Below are 27,000 nucleotides of genomic sequence, written 5' to 3'. Positions count from 1 at the left end.
ATGCACGATTACCAGCGCGATTTCATCGAACTCACCTTGCAGCGCGAGGTGCTGCGCTTCGGTGAGTTCACCCTGAAATCCGGCCGCCAGAGCCCGTACTTCTTCAACATGGGCCGGATCGATTCCGGCGCCGCACTGGGCCGACTCGGCCGCGCTTACGCCGCAGCGGTGACAAAGGCCGGAATCGAGGTCGACATGCTGTTCGGCCCGGCCTACAAGGGCATCGCGCTGGCCGCCGCCACCGCCATCGCACTGGCCGACAACCACGACCGCGACCTGCCATGGGCCTACAACCGCAAGGAAGCCAAGGACCACGGCGAGGGTGGCGTGCTGGTCGGTGCGCCGCTCAAGGGTCGGGTGCTGATCGTCGACGACGTGATGACCGCCGGCACCGCCGTGCGCGAGTCGCTGGCGCTGATCCGCGCGCAGGGCGCCGAACCGGCCGGTGTGCTGATTGCGCTGGACCGGCAGGAACGCGGCCAGGGCGAGCTGTCCGCCGCACAGGAAGTGACCCGCGACTACGGCATCCCGGTGATCGCCATCACCAGCCTCGCCGACGTGCTTGCCTACGCCGGCGAACGCCCCGAACTGGCCGGCGAACACGCGCGCCTGCAAGCCTATCGCGAACGCTACGGTGTGCAGGCCTGAGCGGTTCTCCAAGGCCAAACCCTCGCGGCGTGACCGGCTTCCCATGCCGATACCGGCCGCCGGCTATACTGCGGCGGCAAGGGGGAGATTCATGCACAAACACGTTTTTGTCATCGCACTCGCGACACTGGCCTTCAGCCTGTCGGTACAAGCGCAGCACACCACCGGTGCCGGCGGCATCCGCTATCGCTGGGTGGATGCCAAGGGCTTGCCGCACTTCAGCGACAGCCTCACCGACAGCGCGATCAAGTCCGGCTACGAAGTGCTGAACAACCAGGGCATGGTGGTGCAGCGCGTGCACAAGCAGCTGACGCCGCAAGAGCGCGCCGCCGCACAAAAACTCGCCGCGCAACAGGCCGAGCAGCAACGTATTGCCCAGCAGCAGAAGCGCGACGACCTACAATTGCTCAATACCTACCCCGACGAGACTGCCTACAAGAGCATGCAGCAGCAGACGCTGAGCAGCCTCGACCAGCAGATCGGCACCACCAAGATCAATCTGCACAGCCAGGAAAAGGCGCTGACCGACCTGCTCGCTCGCGCCGCCGACATCGAGAACAACAAGAAGCCGGTGCCGAAGTTCCTCACCGACAGTATCGCCAAGCAGCGCGACATCGTCGCCGGCCAGCGCGCCACGCTGGCCCGTCAGCAGAGCGACCGCGCTGCCTTGGTGCAGCAGCAGGCGCAGCAGTTGTTGCACTTCCGCGCGCTGAAGGCCAAGGAAAAGGAAGAACGCGGCTATTGAGCGCGTGATGGCCGGCTTCGCCCGGGCCATCACCCAGCTGCCGCAATCCAACTGATGATCTCCCGGCCATGGCGCGCCGGGAAGTCATGAATCAGACGCGATCAGAACGGCAGCTTCAACTCCGGATCGACCGCCAGCAACTGCGTGCGGAATACCTGCTGGATGCGCTTGAGCGCCGCCTCGCTGTCCGCGTCGAAGCGCAGCACCAGCACCGGTGTGGTGTTGGAGGCCCGCACCAGACCCCAGCCATCCGGCCAGTCCGCGCGCACGCCGTCGATGGTCACCAGGGTGGCCTCGCCGAACGTGGCCTGCGCCTTGAACTTCTCCATGAAGCGGTAGTGCTCGCCCTCGGCCAGCTCGATCTTCAGCTCCGGTGTCGAGACACCTTTGGGCAAGGTGGCGAAGATATCTTCGGGCGTGCGATCTTCCAGATCGCCGGCGAGGATTTCCATCAACCGCGCGCCGGCGTAGATGCCGTCGTCGAAACCGAACCAGCGCTCCTTGAAGAAGAAATGGCCGCTCATCTCGCCGGCCAGCTCGGCGCCGGTCTCGCGCATCTTCGCCTTGATCAGCGAATGGCCGGTGCGCCACATCAGCGGGCTGCCGCCGGCGTCGAGCACCTGTCCCTTCAGATGGCCGGTGCACTTCACGTCATAGATGATGGTGGCGCCGGGCTGGCGTGACAGCACGTCTCGCGCGAACAGCATCAGCAGGCGGTCGGGATAGATGATCTCGCCGGCCTTGGTGACCACGCCGAGGCGGTCGCCGTCGCCATCGAAGGCCACGCCAAGGTCCGCACCGGTCTGCTTCACCGCCAGGATCAGGTCTTCCAGGTTGTGCGGGTCGGACGGATCGGGATGGTGGTTCGGGAAGTTGCCGTCCACCTCGCAATACAGCGGCAGCACCTTGCAGCCGATGCTCTCGAATACCTGCGGCGCCACCGCACCGGGAATGCCGTTGCCGCAATCCATCACCACGCTGAGCTGACGCTCGGTCTGCACGTCCGATGCAATCCGCTCGATGTAGTCAGGCACCACGTCGACATGGCGCAAGCCGCCCAGGCCGTCGTTGTCCAGCGCGCCACTGGCGATGCGGCGGTACAGATCCTGGATCGCGTCCTCGGCCAGCGTCTCGCCGCCGATCACGATCTTGAAGCCGTTGTAGTCGGGCGGGTTGTGGCTGCCGGTCACCGCGACACAACTGCCGGTATTGAAGCGATAGGCGGCGAAATAGACCACCGGGGTCGGCGCGGCGCCGATGTCGATCACGTCGATGCCGGCCGCGCGCAAACCATCACCCAGCGCGCCGGCCAATTCGGGCCCGGACAGACGACCATCGCGGCCCACCACGATTTCACGCAAGCCCTTTTCGCGCATCACCATGCCGATCGACTGGCCCAGCGCCTTGGCCACTTCCGCCGTCAGCGTCTTGCCGACCACGCCGCGCACGTCGTAGGCGCGGAAGATGCTCGGATCGACTTCGGCCGGGCTGATAACGGGTGGTTTTGCCGCCGGCTTGGACGCATTCGGGCGGGGGTCCGGCCGAGCCATCATCGGCGGCTCGTCTGTCTGTTCAGGCACTTCAATTTCCTCGATCGGCATTTCACGCGACGCGCGTGCGCGCCACCACAACAAATACACGCCGCCGCCCAGCCCCAGCAGGGTGAGCAGCGCCGCCAGCAGCAACGAGTCCGGCAACACGACGTAGGCGCCGGGTTTCGCCACTGCCACGCCCAGCGTGCTGCCGGGGACGGGTTTGGCCATGGCCTCCAGCTCGCCCGCACGTGCGCCCTTGGACAGCAATTGCAACGCACCACCGTCGGTATCCTGCTGCAACACGAGTCGCCCACTGGGCACCGGCACCGCCTCGAACGCCTGCCGCAGCGGCGCAAACGGCAGCTCGATCCAGGCCCAGGCCAGCGGTTGCTGCGCCGGCCCCAGCGGCATGACCAGGCTCATGCGCCGCTCGTTCGAGCCATGGAACACCGTCTGCATCGGCGGCACGCCATCGGCATCCTGCGCCGCCATCAGTTGCGCCGCCTTGGCGTAACCGAACTGGCGGTAATTGGCATGCAGCACTTCGTTGAGGCTGCCGCTGTAGAGCTCCAGCTGTTGCACCTGTGGCAAACCCTGGCGCAGCGATGCCGCGGCCTGCGCCGGATTGTTCTGCACCACGGCAGGATCGGCGCCGGCCAATACCTTGGCCACCTCGGTGCGCTCGCGGTCGATGGCGCTGGCCACCGCGGTGACCGCCAGGTCCTGCGCATGATGCACCTGCGCCAGCGAACGCCCCTGGTCGGCAATCAGCCAGGTCTGCCATGCGCAGAACAGGCCGCCGATCAGCAGCAGCGTGGCGCCGGCCAGCGGCAGCAGGCTGCGCCAGTCCGGAATCGATCGTCGCGATCGCGCGAAATTCATCGCCATGCCCTGTCCCCCGCAGGTTGATTCAGCTGCAAACCATCAGTGTCGCCCGGTGGAACCGAAACCGCCTTCACCACGCGCCGAGGGCGTGAACTCCGTCACTGGTTTCAGCCGCGCCTGCGCCACCGGCACCAGCAACAACTGGGCCACACGCTCGCCCACCGCGATGGTGTACGGCCGGGTGCTGCGGTTCCAGCAGGAAATCATCAGCGGGCCCTGATAATCGGCATCGATCACCCCGACCAGGTTGCCCATGACCACGCCATGTTTGTGACCCAGGCCCGAACGCGGAACGATCAATGCGCACCAGCCCGGGTCGCCGATATGGATGGCGATGCCGCTGGGCAGCAGCATGCTGTCGCCCGGCTGCAGGGTGAGCGGCTCGTCGATCGCCGCGCGCAGGTCCATCCCGGCGCTGCCGGCCGTCGCCGCCTCGGGCAGCGGAATGCTGTCGCCCAGACGCGGGTCGAGGATCTTCAGCTCGACGTCGATCATGCGCGTGCCGTCTTGTAACGTTCGGCCACGTGCGCAATCAACTGGCGCGCCAGCGCGGCCTTGTCGGTGCGCGGCAGCTCCACTTCGCCATCGGCCCAGTACAGGGTGAGTGCGTTGTCCGCGGTCTCGAAACCCATGCCTTCGCCGACGCGATTGGCGGCGATCATGTCCAGCCCCTTGCGCTGCAATTTGCCGCGCGCATAGTTCGCCACTTCATGGGTCTCGGCGGCAAAACCGACCAGGAACGGATGCGTCGGTTGCGCCGACAGGCTGGCGAGAATGTCGGGGTTCTCCGCCAGCTTCAGCACCATATCGGCACCGGCCTGCTTCTTCAGCTTGCGCTCGGCGACTTCCGCCGGACGGTAGTCGCCCACGGCGGCGGCAGCGATGTAGATGTCCGCCTGCGCGCAGGCATCCAGCACGGCCGCCTGCATCTGCGCGGCACTGCGCACGTCGATGCGCCGCGCGATACCTGCCGGCGCGGCCAGACTCACCGGCCCGGCCACCAGGGTCACCCGGGCACCGGCCTGCGCGGCGGCGGCGGCCACGGCAAAACCCATCTTGCCGGAGCTGCGGTTGCCGATGAAACGCACCGGGTCGATGTCCTCGAAGGTGGGACCGGCGCTGACCACCACGTTCAGCCTCGCCAGCGCGCCGTCGCCGAACGAGGCGAGCAGCGCGTCGCGCAACTCATGCGGCTCCAGCATGCGGCCGGAGCCCACGTCACCGCAGGCCTGTTCGCCCGCAGCCGGACCCAGCACCTGCACGCCGCGCGCACGCAACGTGGCGAGATTGGCCTGCACCGCGGCATGTGCCCACATCTGCTGGTTCATCGCCGGCGCCAGGTACAACGGGGCGGCGCTGGCCAGGCACAGCGTGCTGAGCAGGTCGTCGGCGTGGCCGTGGGCCAACCGGGCGATCACGTCGGCGCTGGCCGGCGCGATCAGGATGCGTTCGGCCCAGCGTGCCAGCTCGATGTGTCCCATCGCGGCTTCGGCCTGTTCATCCCACAGGCTGGTGCGCACGCTTTGGCCGGACAGCGCCTGGAACGTGGCGGGGCCGACGAAGTGGGTGGCGCTTTCGGTCATCACCACGCGCACCTCGGCATCGAGATCGCGCAGGCGGCGGACCAGTTCACAGGACTTGTAGGCGGCAATGCCGCCCGACACTCCCAGCAGAATGCGGCGTTGGGCAAGACTCATGTACGTAAGTTCTGACATCCGGGCAGACGGTTAGCTTACCGGATTCATGCCCCGCTGCCGCTGCCGCGTCGGCACCCCGGCGGGCATGCTGCCGGCATGAGTATCCGCGACTGGCCCGAAGGCGAACGCCCCCGCGAAAAACTGCTGGCGCATGGCAGTGCCACGCTGTCCGATGCCGAGCTGCTGGCCGTGCTGCTGGGCAGCGGCGTGCGCGGCAAGGATGCCATCGCGCTCGGCCGCGAATTGTTGACCGGCGCCGGCAGCCTGGGCGCCCTGCTCGGCCGACCCGACCACTCCGTGCGCGCCGTGGGCCTGGGCCCGGCCAAGCGCGCCCGCATTGCCGCCGCGCTGGAACTGGCCCGGCGCAGCCTCGCCGAACAGTTGGCTGAACGCCCCAGCCTGGGCAACCCGCGCGACAGCGGCGACTACCTCCGCGCCCGCCTGCGCCACCTGCCATATGAGGTCTTCGGCTGCCTCTATCTGGACAACCGCCACCGCGTGCTGGCCTTCGAGGAACTGTTCCGCGGCACCGTCGACGGCGCCAGCGTGCATCCGCGCGAAGTCGTACGCGCCTGCCTGCAGCACAATGCCTGCGCGGTGATTTTCGCCCACAACCATCCATCGGGCGTGGCCGAACCCAGCCAGGCCGACCGGGCGATCACCCGGGAATTGCGCGAGGCGCTGCAACTGGTCGGGGTGCGCGTGCTTGACCATCTGGTGATCGGCAGCGGCGAACCGGTATCGATGGCCGCGCGCGGGCTGATCTGAGGGTCGATCCTGCGGCAACCGTGAAGCATGACTCCAGAGTCGCGGGGACCTGTCCGCCGGTCCGTTCGAGTGTCATGTACCGCAGCGGGCACGCACGCGCTCCTGCAGGACAGGCACGGTCCCCTGCGAACACCCGCTCACCTCGCCAAGCCGCCAGACCCGAAAAAAAAACGGCGCGAACTTTGCGTTCGCGCCGTGGCTGCCGGGGGAGGGTGCAGCCGTCACCGTATCGCACCGACGGGGAGGGATCGGGGGATACGTGGCCAGTGTCGCAACGCCACATGACCGCCTCGTGACATGCGGCAGGCACATCGGTGACGGCCCCAACCCGCTGAAACTTATGCACACGGACGCTCTTGCGCCACTTACAGCCCATGCCTTGCTGAAGACATCATGTTCACACCACAACTAATTGATATGAAAATGTTTTTTACGTGAAATAAGTGGACAAGGCGGCCGCTACCCCGCATTCCCCGCACGGCCGCCAACTTTCCCCACAGACTTATCCACAGCCTCGCCCGCCGCAGCGCAGCACCCGGCAAGGCCCCGCCCGCGGGCTGGCGGGTCGGGTTTGCTGCAGTGCGGTCTGTTACGATGCGCGGTTCCATCAGACATCGACTTTCGCCCCATGAAGCAACCGCTGCGCGACCTTCTGCTGCAGGCCCTCGAAGCCCTGCGGAACGACGGCACCCTGCCCGCCGACCTCGACCTGCCCGGGTTCGTGATCGAGCGCGCGCGCAGCCGCGAGCACGGCGATTTCGCCACCAACCTGGCGATGCTGCTGGCCAAACCGGCACGCGCCAAGCCGCGCGAACTGGCCGAAAAGCTGGTGGCAGCCCTGCCGCAGAACAGCTTGCTGGCGAAAGTGGAGATCGCCGGGCCCGGCTTCATCAACTTCTTCCTTGCCGCCGAGGCCTACCACGCCGAAGTGCGCCGGATCATGGCCGACGGCGCCGCCTACGGCCGTAACCGCCAGGGCGCCGGCCGCACCGTGGGCGTGGAATTCGTCTCGGCCAACCCGACCGGCCCACTGCACGTGGGCCACGGCCGGGGCGCGGCCATCGGCGATTGCCTCAGCCGGCTGCTCGACGCCAGTGGCTGGAACGTCAAGCGCGAGTTCTATTACAACGACGCCGGCGTGCAGATCGCCAACCTGGCCATTTCGGTACAGGCGCGCGCCCGTGGCATTGCCCCGGATGACGCGGGTTGGCCAGAGTCCGGCTATCGTGGTGACTACATTGCCGACGTGGCAAAAGCCTATCTGGCCGGTGACAGCGTGGGCGTGGAAGGCCAGACCGTCACCGGAGCGAAGGACGCTGACGACCTCGACGCCATCCGCGCCTTTGCCGTGGCCTACCTGCGTCGCGAGCAGGATCTGGACCTGAAGGCTTTTGGCGTAGCCTTCGACGTGTACTTCCTGGAGTCCTCGCTGTACCAGCACGGCAAGGTGGAAGAGACCGTGCGCGAACTCACCGCCCACGGCCACACCTACGAGGAAGGCGGCGCGCTGTGGCTGAAAACCACGGACTTCGGCGACGACAAGGACCGCGTGATGCGCAAGTCCGACGGCACCTACACCTACTTCGTGCCGGACGTCGCCTACCACCTGTCGAAGTGGCAACGCGGCTACGAAAAGGCGATCACCGAGCTGGGCTCGGACCACCATGGCTCGCTGGCCCGCGTGAAGGCTGGCTTGCAGGCGCTGGATTGCGGCATTCCAAAGGGCTATCCCGACTATGTGCTGCACCAGATGGTGACGGTGATGCGCGGCGGCGAGGAGGTGAAGATCTCCAAGCGCGCCGGCAGCTACGTCACCCTGCGCGACCTGATCGACGAAGTGGGCCGCGACGCCACGCGCTACTTCCTGATCTCGCGCAAGAGCGACTCGCAGCTGGTGTTCGACATCGACCTGGCTCGCTCGCAATCCAACGACAACCCGGTGTACTACATTCAGTACGCCCACGCCCGCGTCTGCTCGGTGCTGCGCCAGGCCGGCGAGAAGGGGTTCACGTTCGATCCGGATAATGGGCTGGCGCAACTGGCCCGGCTGGACAACGAGCACGAACAGATCCTGCTGACCGAGCTGTCGAAGTACCCCGAGCAGGTCGAGGCCGCCGCGGCCGGGCTGGAACCGCACGTGATCGCGAACTGGCTGCGCGAGCTGGCCAACGCGTTCCACACCTACTACAACTCACACCAGTTCCTGGTTGACGACAAGGACCTGCGCGACGCGCGCCTGACCCTCGTGGTGGCCACGCGACAGGTCTTGCGCAACGGACTGGATTTGCTGGGCCTGGGCGCCCCGGAGAGCATGTAATGGCAACACGCAAGGGCAAGGGCAAAGGTCGGCAGGCCGTGCGCAACAACAACGGCGGACTCCCGAGCTGGGCCGGACTGCTGGTCGGCATCATCATCGGCGCCATCGTGGTGGTGATGCTGATGCGCCACTCGCTGATGCCGATGAGCGCAAAGAAGGGCCCGCAGCCCAACCCGCAGGCCACCGCCCAGCAGGACAGCGACACCGGGCTGCAGCCGTCCGCCAGCGCCCCGGCCAAGCCCAAGTACGACTTCTACTCCGTGCTGTCGGAGAAGGAAGTGCGCATCCCCGACGCCGAAATCAGCGCCCAGGCCAAGGCCGAACAGCAGCAGAAACAGCAGGCCTCGGCACAACAGGCACAGGCGCAGCAGCAGGCCGCCGCCCAAGCCGCGGCGAATGCACCCGCCGCGGTCAGCCAGAACATCACCGCCGCACCGGCATCGGCCGTCCAGCCACCCGCCGGCAACGGCTACCTGCTGCAGGTCGGTGCGTTCCCGGCCGCCGCCGACGCGGAAACGCTGAAGGCCAAGCTTGCCCTGCAGGGCTTCGTCGCCAACGTGCAGACCGTCAGCGTGGGCGGCCAGACCTACCATCGCGTACGTCTTGGTCCGTATCGTTCCGCCACCGCGCTTGAAGCGGTCAAGCAGCGACTGACCGCCGCCGGCATCAAGGCGATTGCGCTGAAAGAAGGCAACTAGCCCGAAGTCTTGCCGTTGCTTGTGCAAGGGGCCGCGAATGCGGCCCCTTTGCCGTCCGCGGCGCGCGCAGCCCAACCTTCAGGCGCTGATTTCGAAATCACGGCTCCAACCCCGGCGTCACCGGCGTTACACTTTTGCGCATGACAACCAAGACAGCATGGATCACCGGCGCCACCTCCGGGTTCGGCGCCGCCACCGTGGAACGTTTCGTGAGCGAAGGCTGGCGCGTGATCGCCAGCGGCCGACGCGCCGACCGACTGCAGAAGCTGGTCGACGCGCACGGTGCCGACCGCGTGCACGCCACGGCCTTCGACATCCGCGACGAAGCCGCCTTGCGCGCGGCGCACGCGGCCTTGCCATCGGCCTTCACCGGCATCGACCTGCTGGTCAACAACGCCGGCCTGGCCTTGGGCACCGCGCCGGCGCAAAAGGCGGATCTGGCGCAGTGGAAGCAGATGATCGACGTCAACGTCACCGCGCTGGTGACATTGACGCACCTGCTGCTGCCGCAACTGATCGAACGCCGTGGCGCCATCGTCAACATCAGCTCGATCTCGGGCAGCTACCCGTACCCGGGCGGCAACGTCTACGGCGGCACCAAGGCCTTCGTCACGCATTTCACCCAGAACCTGCGCACCGACCTGCATGGCACCGGCGTGCGCGTGACCTCGATCGAGCCGGGCATGGCCGAAACCGAATTCACCCTGGTGCGCACCGGCGGTGATCAAGGCGCCTCGGACAAACTCTACGCCGGCACGCATCCGATCACGGCGACGGATATCGCCAACACCATCTGGTGGATCGCCAGCCTGCCGCCGCATCTCAACATCAACCGCATCGAAGTGATGCCGGTCAGCCAGTCGGCCGCCGGTCTGCAGGTGCACCGCGGCTGACATTCGCCTGTCGGAGAGCATCCTGTGCGCGATGCTCTTGCCACATTACGAAGAGCAATCGCGCACAGGGTGCGCTCCTGCAGGATCGACTGGAGCGGGACTTTATTGCATGAACCAGCCGTGGCTGACCACGATGCTCTGCCCGGTCAGCGCCGCGGACGGGAAGGTGGCCAGATAAAGCGCGGTTTGCGCGATATCGTCGACGGTGGTGAAGGTGGCATCGACGGTGTCCTTCAGCATCACCTTCTCGATCACCTCGTCCTCGCTGATGCCCAGCTCCTTCGCCTGTTCGGGGATCTGCTTGTCGACCAGCGGCGTGCGCACGAAGCCGGGGCAGATCACGTGCGAGCGCACGTTGTGCGGCGCGCCCTCCTTGGCCAGCGTGCGCGCCAGTCCCAGCAGGCCGTGCTTGGCGGTGACGTACGGTGCCTTCAGCTTCGATGCCTCGTGCGAGTGCACCGAGCCCATGTAGATCACGATGCCGCCGCGGTCGCCCTTGTACATGTGCTTCAAGGCGGCCTTGGTGGTGAGGAAGCCGCCATCCAGATGAATCGCCAGCATCTTCTTCCAGTCGGCGAAGGCAAACTGGTCGATCGGGTTGATGATCTGCACGCCGGCGTTGGAAATCAGGATGTCCAGCGCGCCAAAGGCTTCGACCACCTTGTCGGTTCCGGCATTGACCGCGTCCTCGCTGGTCACGTCCATCGCCACGCCGATCGCCTTGCCGCCGGCCGCGTTGATTTCCGCCGCCGTCTTGTCGGCAGCGTCCTGGTTGATGTCAGCGATCGCCACGCTGGCGCCATTCTGCGCGTACAGCTCGGCAATCGCCTTGCCGATGCCACTGGCCGCGCCGGTGATCAGCGCGACCTTGCCATTGAGACTTGTCATGTGCTGCTCCTGTAGCGAGGTGATTTGCGATGTAGGAGCGCACCCTGCGCGCGATGCTTTTCGCTGCACACGTGACGCAGAGCGTCGCGCACGGGGTGCGCCCCTACAATTATTTCGTGTCTTCGGCGAGGTAGGTGTAGGCGGTGAGGCCACCATCGAGTGCGTCATACAGCCGCGCGGCTTCGTCGCCGGTCACGCCCGCGCTGGCGATGCGCTCACGGTAGCTGCTGCGCAGTGCGGCGAGGTCATAGCCGACGTAGTCGAGCATCAGATCGGTGGTGTCGCCGCGACGGGTGTGGGCGAAGGTGTAGCCGTCGCCATCCACGCGTACGTTCACCGCGTCGGTATCGCCGAACAGGTTGTGGATGTCGCCCAGGGTTTCCTGATACGCACCGACCATGAAGATGCCGAGGCGATAGCTTTCGCCGTCGTTCAACGCATGCAGCGGCAGGCTGACGTCCACGCCTTCGGCATCGACGTAATGGTCGATGCGGCCATCCGAATCGCAGGTGAGATCGACAATCACGCCGCGCCGGGTCGGCTCTTCATCGAGCCGCGCGATCGGCGCGATCGGGAAGATCTGGTCGATCGCCCAGATGTCCGGCACCGACTCGAATACCGAGAAGTTGACGAAGTACTTGTCGACCAGTTTCTCGTCCAGCTCGTCCAGTGCCTGGCGGTGGGCGCGCTCGACCGGGGTGAGGCGGGCGCGCACGGCGTTGGCGATGGCGTAGTACATCTCGTCCAGCTTCGCGCGGTCGGCCAATGACAACTGGCCCAGCGCGTACAGCGTCTGGCCCTCGTGCAGGTGGTGCTGGGCCTCGTGGTACAGCTCCAGCGGCGGGCGCTGGTCGAGTTCGGCATGCACTTCGCGCAGGTGGCGCAGCGCCAGCGGCTCGTCGTCGCGCGGGGCGGGAATGGCGCCATCAGGTACCGGTTCCACTTCGCTCACGTTGACCACCAGCACGGCGTGGTGCGCCGTCATCGCGCGGCCGGCCTCGGTGAGGATGTGCGGTGCGGCCAGGCCTTCGGCCTCGACCGCCTCGGCCAGCGACTGCACGATGGTGGCGGCGTATTGCTCCATCGAATAGTTGATCGAATTGTGGCTGCGCGAGCGCGAGCCTTCGTAGTCCACGCCGAGGCCACCACCGACGTCGACGATCTCCAGCGGCACGCCCATGCGGATCAGCTCGACGAAGTAGCGCGTCGCCTCGCGCATGCCGTTGGCGATGTCGCGCACATTGGAAATCTGCGAGCCCATGTGGAAGTGCTGTAGTTTCAGCGTGTGCTTGAGGCCGGCCGCGTCGAGCCGCTCGATCAGCTGCAGCACCTGGTTCGGCGACAGCCCGAACTTGCCCTTGTCGCCGCCGGTGTTCTGCCACTTGCCCGCGCCGATGGAGGCCAGCCGCACGCGCACACCGAGCAACGGCTCGACGCCCAGCGCCTTCGCCTCGGTGAACACGTGATCCAGCTCGGACAACTTCTCGATCACGATGTGCACGCGCAGGCCGAGCTTGCGCCCGATCAGCGCCAGGCGGATGTATTCGCGGTCCTTGTAGCCGTTGCAGATCACGATGGAACCCGGCCGCGCCATCGCCAGCACCGCCATCAGCTCGGGCTTGGAGCCGGCTTCCAGGCCGAAGCCCTCGACGCCGGCAGCCACCAGCTCGCCGGCGACGCCACGCTGCTGGTTCACCTTGATCGGATAGATGGCGGTATAGCCACCCGCGTAATGCCATTCGTCGATGGCCTTGGCGAACGCGCCCTGCAGCCGCGCGAGGCGGTCGGCGAGAATGTCGGGAAAACGCACCAGCAACGGCAGGCGGAGGCCTTCGGCACGGGCACGTTCGACGATGGCCGGCAACGGCAGCGACGGGCCGCGCGCGCCGCGCGGACGCATGGCGATGTCGCCGGCCGCGTCGACGTCGACGTAACCGTCGCTCCAGTGCGAAACGGCGTAGGTATGACGGGCGCTGTCGGTAGTCCAGGGCTTCGACATGGATGAAAACTCCTTGTGCGGGGGTGCTTGCGGCACACACGGATCATGTCGTCGCAGCGGCGAGCCTTGACGGTGAAGCGGTCCGCCGGCCGGAAGCCTCGCACGCCGCGGGGCCGGATGGACTGCCCGCCCGGTGCGACTGAGCGCAGGCCGGGGCAGGGAATCCATTGTAACGGGGACGCCATGACAATGTGCGGACATCCGGGGCGCTACCTTCATCCTCGAAACGGCTACAATTACGCCTCTTTGTCCTTCATCACGCGTTATCAGGAACACCCGCCATGTCGCAGCAACCCACGCCCAATGAAGCCCGCTGGTTCACCGAAGCCCACCTGGCTTCCGGCTCCTCCATTGGATATCGCGTGGAGAAACAGCTGCACGCGGAAAAGACCCCGTTCCAGACCATCGAAATCCACCAGACCACCGACTGGGGCAACCTGATGGTGATCGATGGCTGCGTGATGCTGACCAGCCGCGACAACTTCCTCTACCACGAGATGATGACCCACCCGGCGCTGTTCACCCATGCGCGCGCCAAGCGCGTGGTGATCATCGGCGGTGGTGACTGCGGCACGCTGCGCGAAGTGCTGCGCCACGAGGAAGTCGAGTCGGCCGTGCAGGTGGAGATCGACGAGCGCGTGACCCGCCTCGCCGAGGAATATTTCCCGGAACTGTGCGAGTCGAACAACGACCCGCGCGCCGAACTGCTGTTCATCGACGGCATCAAGTACATGGCCGAGGCCGAACCGGAATCGCTGGACCTGGTGATCGTCGACTCGACCGACCCGGTCGGCCCCGCCGAAGGCCTGTTCAACGGTGCGTTCTACGCCAGCTGCTTCAAGGCGCTGCGCCACGGCGGCATCCTGGTGCAGCAGTCGGAATCGCCGATCGCGCACATCGAGCTGATCAAGTCGATGCGTTCGGCCATGCGCACCGCCGGCTTCAGCGCGGTGAAGACGCTGCCGTTCCCGCAGCCGTGCTACCCCACCGGCTGGTGGAGCTGCACCATGGCGCGCAAGGGCGGCGACCTGTCCGGCTTCCGCGAGCGCGGTGCGATGGCGAAGAACTTCCCCACCCGCTACTACAACGCCGACATCCACAAGGGCGCGCTGGCCTCGCCGGAATTCATGCGCGAGGCGCTGGGCGAATAACGGTCCGGTGCAGTCGCATCGGATGTAGGAGCGCACCCTGTGCGCGCATGCTTTCGGCTCCGATCAGGCGTCAGGGTATTCGCGCACAGGGTGCGCTCCTGCCGCATGCTCAGAACAGCTTCGCCCGCACCTTCGGCATCAGCACCAACGCCAGGGTCGCAATCGGCCCGAGCACCAACGACAGCAGGAACCACAGCAAGCCGCTGCGGTTCTTGCCCTGGGCCAAGCCGGCATTGACCAGCGCCAACGTGCCCCAGCCGGCGAACCATGGCGCCGATGCGCCCGTCATCATCGTGAACGATGTCACCACCTGCTGTCTCCTGGGCCATGCAGAGCCCGGTCGGGGGGAATCGTCATGCTAGCAAGTGACTCGTGCGCCCAGCGTGCCTCGCATCTCCCCGGATCAGGCGCGCTTCAAGCAAAGCCCGCTATGCTGGCGCTTTGAGCGTCGGAGCAACCCATGCGTGGATCGTGCATTCTCGCCCTCGGCCTCGCCTGCAGCCTGGTAGCCACGCCGCTGCTGGCCGCCGGCAGCCCTGCCCACAAGACCACGCACGCGGCTTCGAAGAAGGCCGAAGCCAAGGCCGCCGCACGCGACAAGGCGCTACGCGGCTTCCAGCGTGATCTGGTCAGCGTGCTGGCACCGCGCGTCGATGCACAGCCCTTGCTCGGCGCCGCCCTGCTGGCGCGCCCGCTCACCAATCAGCCCGAGGTCAACAGCTTCCATGTGCTGATCCACCGCGCCGCGCAGGCATCCGATGCCGGCCCGGCGGTTACCTGGGCGGAATTGTCCGATTGCGACGCCAAGGCCGAGGCCTGCCCCAATACCAAGGCGCTGGCGAAACTGGTGACACAGGCCCCGGACAACGCCGCGGTCTGGCTGCTCAAGCTGGGCCAGGACATGCGCAACATGCAGAAAAAGGACGCGCACGCCGACCTGGCCCGCGCGGCCGACGCCAAGCTGTACGACGATTACGCCGGCACCAGCCTGAAAGCGCTGGCCTATGCCGTGGCCACCTTGCCGCCACCGGCCGACACGCTCGATCCCGCCGAAAGCGCCGGCCCGGCAGGCGTGCAGATGATGATCGCCTTCGGCCTGGCCGCCGCCCAGCCGCAACCCGGCCTGCGCGTGGTGGCCGAGCTGTGCAAGAGCGAAGCCGACGATGCCACCGTCAAGGCCGAATGCCTCAAGCTCGGCAAGACGCTGGAATGGGGTTCCAGCGCATTGGCCCGCTCGCTGGGCCTGCATCTGCGCGAAACGCTGAATTCCGACCCCGCGCAGCAGCAGGATGCCCGCAACGCCCGCCGCGACCTGGTCTGGCAGGTGCAGAACTTCGCCCAGCTGGCCAGCCGCGCGCGCAACAACAAGGCCGAAGCCCAGCACCTGCTGGCGCTGGCACGCAACGGCGGCTCCCAGATGAGCCTGATCCTGGCCGCACTGCGCGACGCGCACATTCCCACCGAAGCCCCGGCTGACGCGCAACCCAAGGCGTCGGAATAGCCACGCCCCGGCGGTCATGTCGGGGCGTCGTCGCGCCGACGGAAAGCGGTCTGCCACCCAACCGTGCCATACCCGGCCGGCGGCCTGCCGGGCTTGATGGCGGCGAATTTGCAGCCCATTCCTCATCGGTCCGACAGGCTGCTAGTCTGGGGCCACCTTTCGCAATGGAGGTGGGCCGATGCTGACGGTGCTTGTGGCAAGCAGCAAGGGCGGTTGCGGGAAGAGCACGCTGGTGACCCAGCTGGCTTCGCACTGGGCGCAGAAGGGCAAGCGCACCGCAATCATCGACGGCGACCGACAAGGTTCCAGCTATCGCTGGGCCGCGCTTCGGCCGGACAACGTGCCCGGGGTACTCGGGCTTGAGGGCGGCCGCCGAGGCCTGCAGAAACTGCCGTCGGATACCGAGGTCGCGCTGATCGACACGCCTGCCGGCTCGCACGAACGCGAACTCGAACCCTACCTGGAACAGGCCGACGTGCTGCTGGTGCCGGTACTGCCCTCGTCGTTCGACCTGGATGCCAGCCTGGGTTTCCTCGCACACCTGCGCGAGATCAACCGGATCAAGCGCGGCAAGCTGCCGGTGGCCATCGTGGCCAACCGGCTCAAGCCGTGGACCCACGCCAGCCAGGACGCCGTGGCGCAGCTGGCCGAGGCCGCGCCGTTCCCGGTGGTGGCGCAATTGCGCGACAGCCAGGCCTATGTGCTGCTCGGCGCACTCGGCAAAGGCATTTTCGACTACGCTTCGGAACAGGTGCGCAACCATCAACAGGACTGGGCACCGCTGCTGCGCTGGATCAAGCGCCAGCACTGACAGCCTGTCCCGTCAGTGCGATCCATGGACGGATCGCCCGCGGCTCGACGGCACAAGCCGGCGAACCGTCGGAGGCACGCCCGGGCCTGTCCCGGACGCGCCGAATCGGCCTCGTGCGGGAAGCACGTTGCCGACACTTTGTCGTATTGCCATTGCCACGGAGCACGCCATGCACGAACTGATCCTGCTTCGACACGCCGAAGCGCTACCCGCCAGCAGCGGCGACAGCGACACCCACCGCCGCCTCAGTGGCCACGGCGAGCAGGAGGCCCGTGCCGCCGGCGCGTGGCTGGCCCAGCACGGCACGCGCCCCGACCGCGTGCTCTGCTCACCCGCCGAGCGCGCCCGCGCCACTGCCGAGCTGGCACTGGCCGCGCTGAACAAGGCCCCGTCCGCGCAATCCGCGACCGAGATCTACGACGCCACGCCCGGCGAACTGCTGGCCCTGCTCGACCAGCACGAAGATGCCGGCACGGTGATGCTGGTCGGTCACAACCCCGGCATCGAACGGCTGGTCGCGCTGCTGGTGGAAGGCCGCTCGGACGAATTCCGCGGCATGCCCCCCGGCGGCCTGGCGGTGCTGCACCTGGATGGCGCGCTGGAACCGGGCAGCGCCCGCCTCGGCGCGTTCTGGTCGCCATGACCGACGCTTGCCGAAACCATCGTCCGGGCGCCGCCTTCCGGTGAAAGTGCGGTTCGCCGCACCTTTCCGCCCGGCGGTTCTCGCGGTTTCAGCCGTACACCGCAGCATCCGCACGGGCTGGCTGCGCACGGGTCTTGTCGCATGCTGCGCGCACATCGGCGCGAAGCGCCCGCCCCGCGCCTTCGCCGCCTGGCTGTTGCCGCTGCTTCCCCTGCTGCCGGTACAGGCCGCCACGCCACCGGTCGGCTACCGCATCGACAGCAGCCAGTCGCAAGCCGTGTTCGGCGTGCGACTGTTGTGGCTGCACGAAATCAGCGGGCGCTTCCGTCATATCGACGGTGCGGTACTGGCGGGCCCGGGAGACGACAGCGTGGTCGTGCGCGCGAACATCGCGGTGGACAGCGTGACCATGGATTCATCGCGCATGCGTCGCTGGGTGCTTGCCCCGGAGTTCTTCGATGCCGCCAACTACCCATTCATCCGCTTCGTCTCCGATCCACTGCCATTGGCCACGCTGCAACAGGGCGGCCCGCTGCCCGGGCGCCTGAGCCTGCGCGGAGTAACCGCCCCGATGAGCTTCACGCTGCACCCGATGCGCTGCACGAACGCAGTGGTGCCGCGCTGCCGGATTTCGCTGAGCGGAGCCGTCCAGCGCGCCGACTTCGGCATGATCGCGCACCGTGCCACCCTGGCGGACCGGGTCGAGCTGAACCTCGCGATCAGCTTGCGGCCAGCCACGCAGACCGCTCCGCCATCCCGCGACAACCCGCCGCAGGCCACGAAAAAACCGTAACCACCCCGCGATAACCCGTATCATCCGTCGGATGCGTCTGCGCTGGTGTGCCCTCCTCCTTGTCACGTGTGCGGCCCTGCTGCAGGGCTGTGCGGTCTCGCGCGTGCATATCCGCCAGGCCAACGCCATCGTCGCGGCCAGCCCGGATCGCCAGACCGACTGCAGCCAGGCCGACCACTGCGCGCTGCCGTCACCGCTGCTGCAGGCGGCCGACAAGTCGATCGCCGACTCGACGCCACAGCACCCGGTGAACACCGTCACCCTGCTCGACGACAGCCAGGCGGCGCTGGTGGCACGCATCAGCCTGATCCGTGCGGCGCGCCGCAGCATCGACGTGCAAACCTATATCTGGGACGAGGACGACATCGGCCAGCTCGTGCTCAACGAGCTGGTGCAGGCTGCGCGCCGCGGCGTGCACGTGCGCATCCTCGCCGACCAGCTGTTCTCGTTCGACGACCTCGGTCTGCTTGATCGCCTCGCCCGGGTCAGCCCCAACCTGCAGGTGAAGTTGTACAACCCCACCTTCCATGACGCCCAGACGCCGCCGCTGGAATTCGCCGCCGGCCTCATGTGCTGCTTCATGAAGTTCAACCAGCGCATGCACAACAAGCTGCTGCTGGTGGACGACGCCATCGGCATCACCGGCGGGCGCAATTACCAGGACCGCTATTTCAACTGGGACGACAATTTCGATTACGTCGACCGCGAAGTGATGGTCGGCGGACCCACCGCGAAGGAGATGGCCGCGAGCTTCAAGCTGTTCTGGCATCACAAGCGCTCGGTGGCGCTGACCCATCTGCGCGACCTCAACCGGCGCATCCGCGAGGATGCCAGCGCACCCACCTGGCCCGCGCCGCACTACGCTCGGCCTGCGCGCGTAGCCCGCGCGCAGGCCGAGGCGGAAGACCCCGACTGGCTCGAATTGCATCTGATCGACAACAGCCTGCGCACCGGCAAGGTGGATTATTTCAGCGATCTGCCGGCAAAAACCGACGACCCGCACAAGCGCAGCGCTCACATATTCACGGCGCACCTGATGCGCATGGTCGCCGATGCCAAGCACGAAGTGATTCTGCAGACGCCCTACCTGGTCATGAGCAAGCACGCGCGGAAAATCTTCGAGCGCCTGCACAAGGACGTCCCGCCACCGCGCATCATCGTCTCCACCAATTCGCTGGCATCCACCGATGCCTTCGCGGTGTATGCGCTGTCGTTCAAGCATCGCAAACGCTATCTCACCAAGTTCGGTTTCGAGATCCACGAGCTGAAACCGCATGCCGACAGCGCCGCCGAGGCCTACGAGCAGGCGAACGTGCGGGACGAGGATTTCGCCCCCACCGACCACGGCACCCATCGCGGCAGCGCGGCCGGCAAGAACGTGAAACTGGATGCGGAAGACGACCGCGGGCACTTCGCCGGCACCGCGCGTCGCCCCGGACTGTTCGGCAGCAATGGCCGACGCAACCGGCCCGCCCCACTGCAAAGCACCGGGCGGCGCTTTGCACTGCACGCCAAGTCGCTGGTGGTGGACGATCGTTTCGCGATGGTCGGCTCGCACAACTTCGACCCGCGCTCGGATCATTACAACACCGAGGCCGGCGTGATCGTCTACGATCCGCGCTTCGCCACCGAACTGCGCAATTCGATCCTGCGCGATACCCAGCCGGAAAACGCCTGGGTGATCGGCGCGCGCCGGCCCACCGTGCCGGTACTCGGCGGCATCAGCCAGCTCATCGGCGACGTTTCGGAAAAACTGCCGCTGTTCGACCTGTGGCCGTTCCGCTACGCCACCAGCTACGACCTCAAGCCCGGCTGCACGCCGATGTCGCCGTTCGATCCGGCGTTCTACAGCTGCTACAAGCCGGTGGGCGACTTCCCCGACGTGGCGCTCTCGCCCAAGTCGGTGATCACCCGGCTGATCACCGCGTTCGGTGCCGGGGTGAAAGGCATCCTCTGAGCGAGGGTTTCACGCACCCGTCGGGTCGGCGCTGAAGCGACTTCAAGGTACCTGCGCGAGCTGACGTTCATCGCCTGCGGTGAAGTGCATCGGCAGTTCGCCGCTGGCACCGTCGGGATGACCGGTCGGCACCGCGAAACGCCAGTCGCGCACGGTGGCCAGGGCGTGCGCATCCAGCACCGCATCGCCACTGGAATCGGCCACGCTGGCGGCAGTCACGCGCCCCTGCCCGTCCACCTGCACATGCAGCAGCACCTGGCCTTGCAGATGATGGCGCATCGCCGCGTACGGCACCGGGCGCGTCGGCATGCTGACCGGCACCAGTTCGACCGGTGCCGGCGTCGCCGCCTGCACGTCCATCGCCGTCGTCGCTTCGGGCCGGGTCCGATGCACCGCCAGCCACGGCGCATGCGAGTGATGCCGCCGTTGCGCTATCGCATGGTGATAGGTGGGCCAGCGCGCCGCATGCGCGGGCAACCCGGCCCAGCCGGCGGTCTGCTGGCTGAGCCATGCCGTACCGCCGATGCCGATGGCCATCGCCAACAGACTCAAGGTGGTGGTGGTGCGCAGACGGAACATGACGGTAGCGGCAGCCTGCCTTCTCGTAGAGGCGGCTTTCAGCCGCAATGACGCCCATTTATGCACGCGCAGGGCGAATCGCGGCTGAAGCCGCTCGCTCCCGCCTGGCCGGCACTGTCGCTCAGGGACGCTCGAGGATCGCGGTCACGCCCATGCCACCGGCGGTGCAGATCGAGATCAGGCCGCGGCCCGAGCCCTTTTGTTCCAGCAACCTGGCCAGCGTGGCGACCAGTCGCGCACCGGTGGCGGCGAACGGATGACCCACCGCCAGCGAGGAACCATGCACATTGAGCTTGCCTGGATCGATCGAGCCCAGCGGTGCATCCAGACCCAGCCGCTGCTTGCAGTAATCGGCGCTTTCCCACGCACGCAAGGTGCACAGCACCTGCGCTGCAAACGCCTCGTGGATCTCGTAGAAGTCGAAGTCCTGCAGGGTCAGCCCGTTGCGCTTGAGCAGACGCGGCACGGCGATGGTGGGCGCCATCAGCAGGCCCTCGCCGTGCACGAAATCCACCGCCGCCACTTCGGCATCGCGGAAGTAGGCCTGCACCTTCAGGCCGCGTTTGGCCGCCCATTCGTCGCTGCCCAGCAGTACCGCGGCGGCGCCGTCGGACAATCCCGTGGAATTGCCCGCAGTCAGCGTGCCCTTGCCCGAGCGCTTGTCGAACGCCGGTTTCAACGAGGCCAGTTTTTCCAGCGTGGAATCCGGACGCAGGAAACCGTCGCGCTTCAGGCCACGGAACGGCACCAGCAAATCCTCGAAGAAGTTCGCGTCATACGCGGCCGCCAGCTTGTGGTGGCTGCCCAGCGCCAGCAGGTCCTGCGCTTCGCGGCTGATCTGCCACTCCCTGGCCATCTTCTCGCAGTGATCGCCCATCGACATGCCGGTGCGCGGCTCGGCCACACCCGGGAACGAGGGCTTGAGCTCGCCGAACGAGAAGCCGCGCGTGGCGGCGGCCAGCTTGTCCTGCCAGCCCTTGGCGCGATTGATCGCCAGCATGCGCTTGCGCAGGCGCGGGCTGTACACGATCGGCACGTCGCTGGTGGTGTCCGAACCGGCGGCGATGCCGGCTTCGATCTGCCCGGTGGCGATCTTGTTGGCCACGATGATGGTGTTGTCCAGCGAGGTACCGCACGCACGCGCCGTGGTGATGCCCGGCGTGGTCGGCGCCAGCCCGGAGCTGAGCACCGCCTCGCGCGCCAGGTTCCAGTCCGAGGCATGCTTGATCACCGCACCCAGCGCCACTTCGCCCAATTCCTCGCCGTGCAGGCCGAAGCGCTCCACCAGCGCGCCGAGCACCTTCACCGACATGCCGAAGTTGCCCACATCGGCATACGCGGTGTTGTTGCGACAGAACGGAATGCGGATACCGCCGATCACACCGACGCGCTTTTGGGTGTTTTCCATGCTTCTGCTATCCAGATACGCTTGACAAGGCAAGGCTACCCTGCCCCGGCGTATGGCGAAAGCCCAAAACCGTGAATGGTAGAATCGACGCTTTGCCGTTTCCGGAAACATTCACGTGGAAAGTTCGCAGCCGATTGCCCTCCCCGCCGTCCTGGTGCTGGAGCTGTCACACGGCGCGACGCCGGCACGGCTGACGCTGAGCTGCGACGAAGCCGCCGAACTGGCGGCCCTGGTTGCCGCCGATTTGCACGCGTTGGTGCCGCAAGTGGACAATGCCCGCCTGGCTCTCGCCGGCGCGCTGTTCGACACGGTGGAACTGCTGCGCCCCGGCTTCCCGGTCTGGGCCACGCTGGACGAACTGGCGCGCCGCGTGCCGCGCGGCCATCTGGAAAACGTGGTGGCGTTCGGCAGCCATGAAGGCCACATGCCCGCGCAGCCGCTGGAGCCCGACGCCACCTACGCCGACGGCCCGATGCGCGTACTGCCGTTGTCGCTGCTGGCGCCCGAGGCACAGGCCGACGACCTTTCCGCGGAACTGGAAGTGCAACTGGTCGGCCGCGGCGAAGCCGGCCAACGCACCGCCGACTGGCTGATGCGCACACTCGGTGTGCAGCTGGAACACGCACGCTACCTCAGCCGCAACGACCTCATCGCGCTGACCTGCGTGCAATACGAACACGTGAACCTGGCGCCGTTGTGGACGCTGCTGGAAGCGGCGCTGCTCACCCCGTATGGCGAGGAATCCACACTCAGCGCGCGCGGCCTGGCCCTGCGCTACGCCAACGGCGTGGTGCACGCGCAGCCACCCACGCAATGGCTCGCCGCACAGACGACCGACGATGCCGCGCAACGCGCGCACGATGTTGCCGGCCTCGTGTTCGAACTGCGCCAGTACGTCGCCCTGCTCGATGCGCACCGCATTCCGCTGCAGCTGGAAAACGACGCCACTCCGGCCAGCCAGGGCTACCTGCTGGAAATCCTCGCCGATGCCGATCCCGGCTACGACGCCCCGGCGCTGTTCGCCCATGAAGCGCCCGGCCTCGGCGTAGTCGCGCTGACCGTGGCCCAACGCGGCGACGGCGGTCGCGCCCGCGCGCTGGCCCACGGCTATCCGCTGCAACCCAGCGCACTGGGCCCGCTGGTCACCCTGCTGGCCGAACGCTACGGCATTTCCACCGACGTGCATGCGCTGGGTCGCGTGCTGCTGGACGATGCCGGCCAGCTCGGCGCACCCGCCACGCCCCTGCATTGACCCACGCAGCGCGGCTGTAAGAGCCCGCTCGCGGGCGATGCTCTTCTCCCGCGAAAGTCCGGCAAGAGCATCGCCCGCCAGCGGGCTCCCACAGCCGTACCGATGATCGGATTCGCCGGATCAGCGCAACATCTGCTCGTACATGAAGTAATGGCAGCGCTGCATGCCCAGGCCTTCGTAGGTGGCCTGGGCGCGGAGGTTTTCCGTCTCGACGTACAACCGCACGCCGACCGCGCCGGCATCGCGCGCGCGCTGCACCACCGCCTCGTGCAACGCACGGAACACGCCGCCGCGACGGGCCGTCGGTTCCACGTAGACGCTCTGGATCCACCAGAAATCGCCACAGCGCCAGTCGCTCCATTCATAGGTGACCAGCAGGCCGCCAACGGCCGTGCCATCGCGCTCGGCGACGAGGTAGAAGCCGCGACGCGGCTCATCGAATACCCCGGCGACCCCACGCGCCAGTACCTCCGGATCGAGCCGCTTCGCCTCGGTTTCCCACGCCATCGTGGCGTTCCAGGCAACCAGGTGGGCGATGTCATCACGGGTGGCCGGGCGGATCGTGGGTTCGGACATAAGGGTTTCGCTTGCAGATGGCTTGATGGACATAACAGCGAGGACGTCACCTCACCGTTGTGTTGAGCGTAGCCTGCGCAAGCAAGCGAAGTCGAAGCGTCCCATGCACGCCGTCCTACGGTGCTAGCCTTTGCGCGTACGCGAAGCCCCCAGCTTGCGGGTCAGCGTGTTGCGGCCCACGCCCAATGCCGCGGCGGCGTGCTGGCGATGCCCTTGGTGCGCGGCCAGCGCGGCTTCCAGCAAGACGCGATCCAGCGCTTCGCGGGCACGCGAGTGGATATCGGCTTCGTCGTCGGCCAGCGCACGGCTCGCCCAATCGCGCAGGGCATCGGTCCAGTCGCCATGTGCGGTGGCCGGCGCCTGGCCGAGGTCGGCGGGAAGGATCTCGTTGCCCGCGGCGATCACCGCCACGCGACGGCACAGATTTTCCAGCTCGCGCACGTTGCCCGGGTAATCGCGCTGCGCCACGGCTTTCAATGCAGCCTTGGAGAAACGCTTCGGCGGCAGCTTCAATTCCTGCGCAGCGGTGGCCAGGAAGTGCTGCGCCAGCACCGCGATGTCGCTGCGCCGCTCGCGCAACGCCGGCAGCGCGATACGCACCACGTCGAGCCGATGCTTGAGGTCGGCGCGGAACTGGCCGGAAACCACCCGCGCATCCAGGTCCTGGTGGGTGGCGGCGACGATGCGCACATTGCAGCGGATCAGCTCGCGTCCGCCCACCCGATAGAACTCGCCGCCGGCCAGCACACGCAGCAGGCGCGTCTGCAGCGCCAGCGGCATGTCACCGATCTCGTCGAGAAACAGCGTGCCGCCTTCAGCCTGCTCGAAACGGCCGGCCACGCGGCGCGCCGCGCCGGTGAAGGCGCCGGCCTCGTGACCGAACAGTTCGCTTTCCAGCAACTCGGAGGGAATCGCCGCGGTGTTGAGCGCCACGAACGGCTTGCTGCTGCGCGCGCTTTCCTCGTGCAGCGCGCGCGCCACCAATTCCTTGCCGGTGCCGGTTTCGCCGGTAACCAGCACGTTGAGATCGCTGGCGGCGACGCGGCCGATCAGGCGAAACACCTCGCGCATCGCCGCGCTTTCGCCCAGCAATGCATGGCTGGGCAGCGCGACCGCCGGAGCAGGTGCATCCGCCTGCGGCGCATCGGCCAGCGCCCGCTGCACCGACGCCACCGCCTGATCGAGGTCGAACGGCTTGGCCAGGTAATCCACCGCGCCGGCACGGTATGCCGCGGCGGTGGTGGCGACATCGGTGTAGGCGCTCATCACGATCACCGGGCCGATCTCGCGTGCCTGCAGCTCGCCGAGCAAGTCCAGCCCGCTGGCGCCGGGCATGCGCACGTCGGTGACCAGCAACGCCGGCCGCCCCTTGCGCAAGGCTTCGCGCACCGTGGCCGCATCGCCGAATTCGCGCACGGACAAGCCCGCATCGCGCAGCGCCTCGGCCAGCACGAAGCGCACGCTGCGGTCGTCGTCGATGATCCAGATGTCGTCAGCCATGCGTGCGCTCCAGCGGCAAATACAACGAGAACGTGGTCTCGCCCGGACGGCTGGCGTAACGCAGCTCGCCGCCGTGCTCATGCGCGATCTCGCGCGACAGCGCCAGGCCCAGCCCGCTGCCGTCGGCGCGACCGGAAACCAGCGGTTCGAACAAGGTCTCGCGCAGCTCCGCCGGTACGCCGGGGCCGTCGTCGATCACGTCGATGCGCAAGGCGCTGCGCAACACACGCTCCCCCACGCGGATGCCATGCTCGGCGCGGGTGCGCAGGGTAAGCGTGCGCGCGCCGGCCTCGATCGCGTTCCGCGCCAGGTTCAGCAGGATCTGCTGCAGGCGATCGGCATCGCCGTGCACGTCGGGCAGGCTGGGGTCGTAATCGTGGCGCAGTATCGGCGGCGGCGACTCGGCCCGCAGCAGCTCGACCAGGCGCTCCAGCAAGGCGTGCGGATTGACCGCGCCGAGCCGTGGCGCGCCATCGTGATGCAGCAGGCGATTGGCCAGCGTGGTCAGCCGGTCGGTTTCGGCCAGCACCATCGCCGCCAGTGCTTTCAGGTCGTCATCGTGCAGGCGCCGCTGCAGCAGTTGCGCCGCGCCACGCAGGCCGGCCAGCGGGTTTTTCACCTCATGCGCAAAGCCGCGCAAGGTCGCTGACAACGGCGAAGCCACGGCCGGCAGTTCGGCCAGGGCATGCACTTCCAGCAGCAGATGGTCTGCATCGAAGGGCTGCAACGTGACGTCCAGCCGGCGCGTACCGCCAGTGGCCCCGCCCAAGCCCACGCCCCGCACTTGCAACAGCCGCTGCTCGGCCAGTGCCCGCGCCGCCTGTTGCGCCAGCTCCGGCGTGGCCACCAAGCCCGCCAATGGCACGCCGATGGCACTGCGCAAGCCCAGCTCCAGCCATTCGGCCAGCGCGGCGTTGTGCCACTGCACGCGCAAATCCGCGTCGACCAGGGCCAGCCCGGTTGCCATTTGCTCCGCCAGTGATCGCCACGGCATCGTTTCCATTGCACCACTATGGGCAATGAATTGATTTGGTGCAAATGGCGAAATCCAAACCGGGCTTGCAAACCTGTTCTCTCCCCTCTGCGCGGCTCCGCGACGAACGTGCATCTGGCGCAACACTGTGTTGCTTCCATGCGACTTTTGTAGGAGCCACAAGGGCTGGCACAATTAGTAAACTTACGAGTGCAGCAAGCATTCCCCCTTCCCCAAGGCCCGTTCCCCATGCGATCAAGCACCTTCCTCCGTCGGCTCGCTGTTCTTGCGCTGCTTGCCCTCCCCGCGCTGCCCGCTACTGCCGCCACCCGCATCGAAGTGCAGGCCGGTCGCAGTTACATGGACGGTTACGGCAGCAACGCCGCCTTCCTCGAAGGCGTGTTCGGCGAACACCGTATCGGCAGCACCCGCCTCACCTGGTCGCCGGATGTGTCGGTCGGCTGGATCAACGGCCGCGACGTGTCGCGTTACCGCAACTCGCGCTACACCACCAGCGATTCGGTATGGCTGGCGGCCGCCGGCGCACGCTTCCATTACGGCGATGCCGATGCTTGGTATCGCCCGCTGTTCTTCAGTTTCCAGCCCGCGTATCACAGCGGCCGCACACAGGCGCTGAGCAGTGGCTACGAATTCGTCAGCACGCTGGGTTGGCAGGGCAAGCACTGGAGCTTCCAATTGCGCCACATCTCCAACGGCAGCATGCACGAGCCGAACCGCGGCGAGACGATGGCGCTGGTCGGCCTGGCCTTCAACATCTGAGAA

25 protein-coding genes are annotated in these 27,000 nt (G+C 67.1%); 14 read left to right on the top strand and 11 right to left on the bottom strand.

Features of this window, described 5'->3' with window-relative positions; translation table 11 throughout:
* Both pyrE and BMY90_RS13490 read left to right on the top strand, forming a co-directional pair.
* On the top strand, window positions 1-648 hold the full coding sequence (pyrE, locus tag BMY90_RS13495; RefSeq protein WP_092704651.1) for an orotate phosphoribosyltransferase: 648 nt from the start codon (window positions 1-3) through the stop codon (window positions 646-648).
* A 91-nt stretch (window positions 649-739) separates the two neighbouring features.
* Window positions 740-1,393: a DUF4124 domain-containing protein gene (locus BMY90_RS13490; RefSeq protein ID WP_092704649.1), complete on the top strand. Its 654-nt coding sequence runs from the start codon at window positions 740-742 to the stop codon at window positions 1,391-1,393.
* A gap of 101 nt (window positions 1,394-1,494) precedes the next feature.
* On the opposite strand, the gene BMY90_RS17440 is transcribed toward BMY90_RS13490, so the two are convergent.
* From BMY90_RS17440 to coaBC, 3 genes are read right to left on the bottom strand one after another with little or no spacing between them, the layout of a single operon-like run.
* Window positions 1,495-3,816, bottom strand: coding sequence for a phosphomannomutase/phosphoglucomutase (locus BMY90_RS17440; RefSeq protein WP_092704647.1), 2,322 nt, complete (start codon window positions 3,814-3,816; stop codon window positions 1,495-1,497).
* Between the two features lie 36 nt (window positions 3,817-3,852).
* Window positions 3,853-4,308, bottom strand: a complete 456-nt coding sequence (dut, locus tag BMY90_RS13480) for a dUTP diphosphatase (RefSeq protein ID WP_092704645.1) — start codon at window positions 4,306-4,308, stop codon at window positions 3,853-3,855.
* Complete coding sequence (gene coaBC / locus BMY90_RS13475) at window positions 4,305-5,510, bottom strand: bifunctional phosphopantothenoylcysteine decarboxylase/phosphopantothenate--cysteine ligase CoaBC (protein WP_092704643.1); 1,206 nt, start codon at window positions 5,508-5,510, stop codon at window positions 4,305-4,307. Before coaBC ends, dut begins: the two co-directional genes overlap by 4 nt.
* A gap of 96 nt (window positions 5,511-5,606) precedes the next feature.
* On the opposite strand from coaBC, the gene radC reads away from it, so the two are divergent.
* The 4 genes from radC (at window position 5,607) to BMY90_RS13455 (ending at window position 10,186) form a co-directional block, all read left to right on the top strand.
* Entirely contained in the window at window positions 5,607-6,278 is a 672-nt protein-coding gene (radC, locus tag BMY90_RS13470) for a RadC family protein (RefSeq protein ID WP_092704641.1), read from the top strand.
* A gap of 628 nt (window positions 6,279-6,906) precedes the next feature.
* Entirely contained in the window at window positions 6,907-8,595 is a 1,689-nt protein-coding gene (gene argS, locus BMY90_RS13465) for an arginine--tRNA ligase (protein ID WP_092704639.1), read from the top strand.
* Window positions 8,595-9,293, top strand: a complete 699-nt coding sequence (locus tag BMY90_RS13460; RefSeq protein ID WP_092704637.1) for an SPOR domain-containing protein — start codon at window positions 8,595-8,597, stop codon at window positions 9,291-9,293. The genes argS and BMY90_RS13460 overlap by 1 nt, the downstream gene beginning before the upstream one ends.
* A gap of 140 nt (window positions 9,294-9,433) precedes the next feature.
* Window positions 9,434-10,186: an SDR family NAD(P)-dependent oxidoreductase gene (locus BMY90_RS13455; protein ID WP_092704635.1), complete on the top strand. Its 753-nt coding sequence runs from the start codon at window positions 9,434-9,436 to the stop codon at window positions 10,184-10,186.
* Window positions 10,187-10,288: 102 nt separating this feature from the next.
* On the opposite strand, the gene BMY90_RS13450 is transcribed toward BMY90_RS13455, so the two are convergent.
* Window positions 10,289-11,074, bottom strand: coding sequence for a 3-hydroxybutyrate dehydrogenase (locus tag BMY90_RS13450; protein ID WP_092704633.1), 786 nt, complete (start codon window positions 11,072-11,074; stop codon window positions 10,289-10,291).
* Between the two features lie 109 nt (window positions 11,075-11,183).
* Window positions 11,184-13,073, bottom strand: a complete 1,890-nt coding sequence (speA, locus tag BMY90_RS13445; protein WP_092704631.1) for a biosynthetic arginine decarboxylase — start codon at window positions 13,071-13,073, stop codon at window positions 11,184-11,186.
* A gap of 281 nt (window positions 13,074-13,354) precedes the next feature.
* On the opposite strand from speA, the gene speE reads away from it, so the two are divergent.
* Window positions 13,355-14,224, top strand: a complete 870-nt coding sequence (gene speE / locus BMY90_RS13440) for a polyamine aminopropyltransferase (protein WP_092704629.1) — start codon at window positions 13,355-13,357, stop codon at window positions 14,222-14,224.
* A gap of 109 nt (window positions 14,225-14,333) precedes the next feature.
* On the opposite strand, the gene BMY90_RS13435 is transcribed toward speE, so the two are convergent.
* Window positions 14,334-14,516: a hypothetical protein gene (locus BMY90_RS13435; RefSeq protein WP_037101090.1), complete on the bottom strand. Its 183-nt coding sequence runs from the start codon at window positions 14,514-14,516 to the stop codon at window positions 14,334-14,336.
* A gap of 168 nt (window positions 14,517-14,684) precedes the next feature.
* On the opposite strand from BMY90_RS13435, the gene BMY90_RS13430 reads away from it, so the two are divergent.
* The 5 genes from BMY90_RS13430 (at window position 14,685) to BMY90_RS13410 (ending at window position 19,929) form a co-directional block, all read left to right on the top strand.
* Complete coding sequence (locus BMY90_RS13430; protein WP_008213767.1) at window positions 14,685-15,725, top strand: hypothetical protein; 1,041 nt, start codon at window positions 14,685-14,687, stop codon at window positions 15,723-15,725.
* 178 nt (window positions 15,726-15,903) lie between these two features.
* Window positions 15,904-16,536: a ParA family protein gene (locus tag BMY90_RS13425; protein ID WP_092704627.1), complete on the top strand. Its 633-nt coding sequence runs from the start codon at window positions 15,904-15,906 to the stop codon at window positions 16,534-16,536.
* A 169-nt stretch (window positions 16,537-16,705) separates the two neighbouring features.
* Complete coding sequence (locus tag BMY90_RS13420) at window positions 16,706-17,179, top strand: SixA phosphatase family protein (protein WP_092704625.1); 474 nt, start codon at window positions 16,706-16,708, stop codon at window positions 17,177-17,179.
* Window positions 17,180-17,375: 196 nt separating this feature from the next.
* Window positions 17,376-17,972: a YceI family protein gene (locus tag BMY90_RS13415; RefSeq protein ID WP_237711975.1), complete on the top strand. Its 597-nt coding sequence runs from the start codon at window positions 17,376-17,378 to the stop codon at window positions 17,970-17,972.
* 31 nt (window positions 17,973-18,003) lie between these two features.
* On the top strand, window positions 18,004-19,929 hold the full coding sequence (locus BMY90_RS13410; RefSeq protein WP_092704623.1) for a phospholipase D-like domain-containing protein: 1,926 nt from the start codon (window positions 18,004-18,006) through the stop codon (window positions 19,927-19,929).
* Between the two features lie 42 nt (window positions 19,930-19,971).
* On the opposite strand, the gene BMY90_RS13405 is transcribed toward BMY90_RS13410, so the two are convergent.
* Together BMY90_RS13405 and BMY90_RS13400 are read right to left on the bottom strand one after the other, a co-directional pair.
* Entirely contained in the window at window positions 19,972-20,508 is a 537-nt protein-coding gene (locus tag BMY90_RS13405) for an energy transducer TonB family protein (RefSeq protein ID WP_092704621.1), read from the bottom strand.
* A 121-nt stretch (window positions 20,509-20,629) separates the two neighbouring features.
* Window positions 20,630-21,916: an acetyl-CoA C-acetyltransferase gene (locus BMY90_RS13400; RefSeq protein WP_092704619.1), complete on the bottom strand. Its 1,287-nt coding sequence runs from the start codon at window positions 21,914-21,916 to the stop codon at window positions 20,630-20,632.
* Window positions 21,917-22,031: 115 nt separating this feature from the next.
* On the opposite strand from BMY90_RS13400, the gene BMY90_RS13395 reads away from it, so the two are divergent.
* Window positions 22,032-23,168: a hypothetical protein gene (locus BMY90_RS13395; protein ID WP_092704617.1), complete on the top strand. Its 1,137-nt coding sequence runs from the start codon at window positions 22,032-22,034 to the stop codon at window positions 23,166-23,168.
* A gap of 120 nt (window positions 23,169-23,288) precedes the next feature.
* Here the strand turns inward: BMY90_RS13395 and BMY90_RS13390 are convergent, their stop codons facing one another.
* The 3 genes from BMY90_RS13390 to BMY90_RS13380 form a co-directional block, all read right to left on the bottom strand.
* Window positions 23,289-23,744: a GNAT family N-acetyltransferase gene (locus BMY90_RS13390; protein ID WP_092704615.1), complete on the bottom strand. Its 456-nt coding sequence runs from the start codon at window positions 23,742-23,744 to the stop codon at window positions 23,289-23,291.
* 123 nt (window positions 23,745-23,867) lie between these two features.
* Window positions 23,868-25,244, bottom strand: a complete 1,377-nt coding sequence (ntrC, locus tag BMY90_RS13385; protein WP_092704614.1) for a nitrogen regulation protein NR(I) — start codon at window positions 25,242-25,244, stop codon at window positions 23,868-23,870.
* Complete coding sequence (locus tag BMY90_RS13380) at window positions 25,237-26,247, bottom strand: two-component system sensor histidine kinase NtrB (RefSeq protein ID WP_092704613.1); 1,011 nt, start codon at window positions 26,245-26,247, stop codon at window positions 25,237-25,239. The genes ntrC and BMY90_RS13380 overlap by 8 nt, the downstream gene beginning before the upstream one ends.
* A 219-nt stretch (window positions 26,248-26,466) precedes the next feature.
* Here BMY90_RS13380 and BMY90_RS13375 point away from each other — a divergent pair, with 219 nt between their 5' ends.
* Window positions 26,467-26,997 carry an acyloxyacyl hydrolase gene (locus tag BMY90_RS13375; RefSeq protein WP_139201747.1) on the top strand — a complete coding sequence of 177 codons (531 nt, stop codon included), beginning with the start codon at window positions 26,467-26,469 and terminating at the stop codon, window positions 26,995-26,997.
* Window positions 26,998-27,000 lie beyond the last annotated feature (3 nt).

It is taken from the genome of Rhodanobacter glycinis (genome assembly GCF_900114325.1).
GTDB lineage: Bacteria > Pseudomonadota > Gammaproteobacteria > Xanthomonadales > Rhodanobacteraceae > Rhodanobacter_A > Rhodanobacter_A glycinis.
Note: the sequence above shows the minus strand (reverse complement) of the source record. Positions and strands in the feature narration are given on the sequence as shown.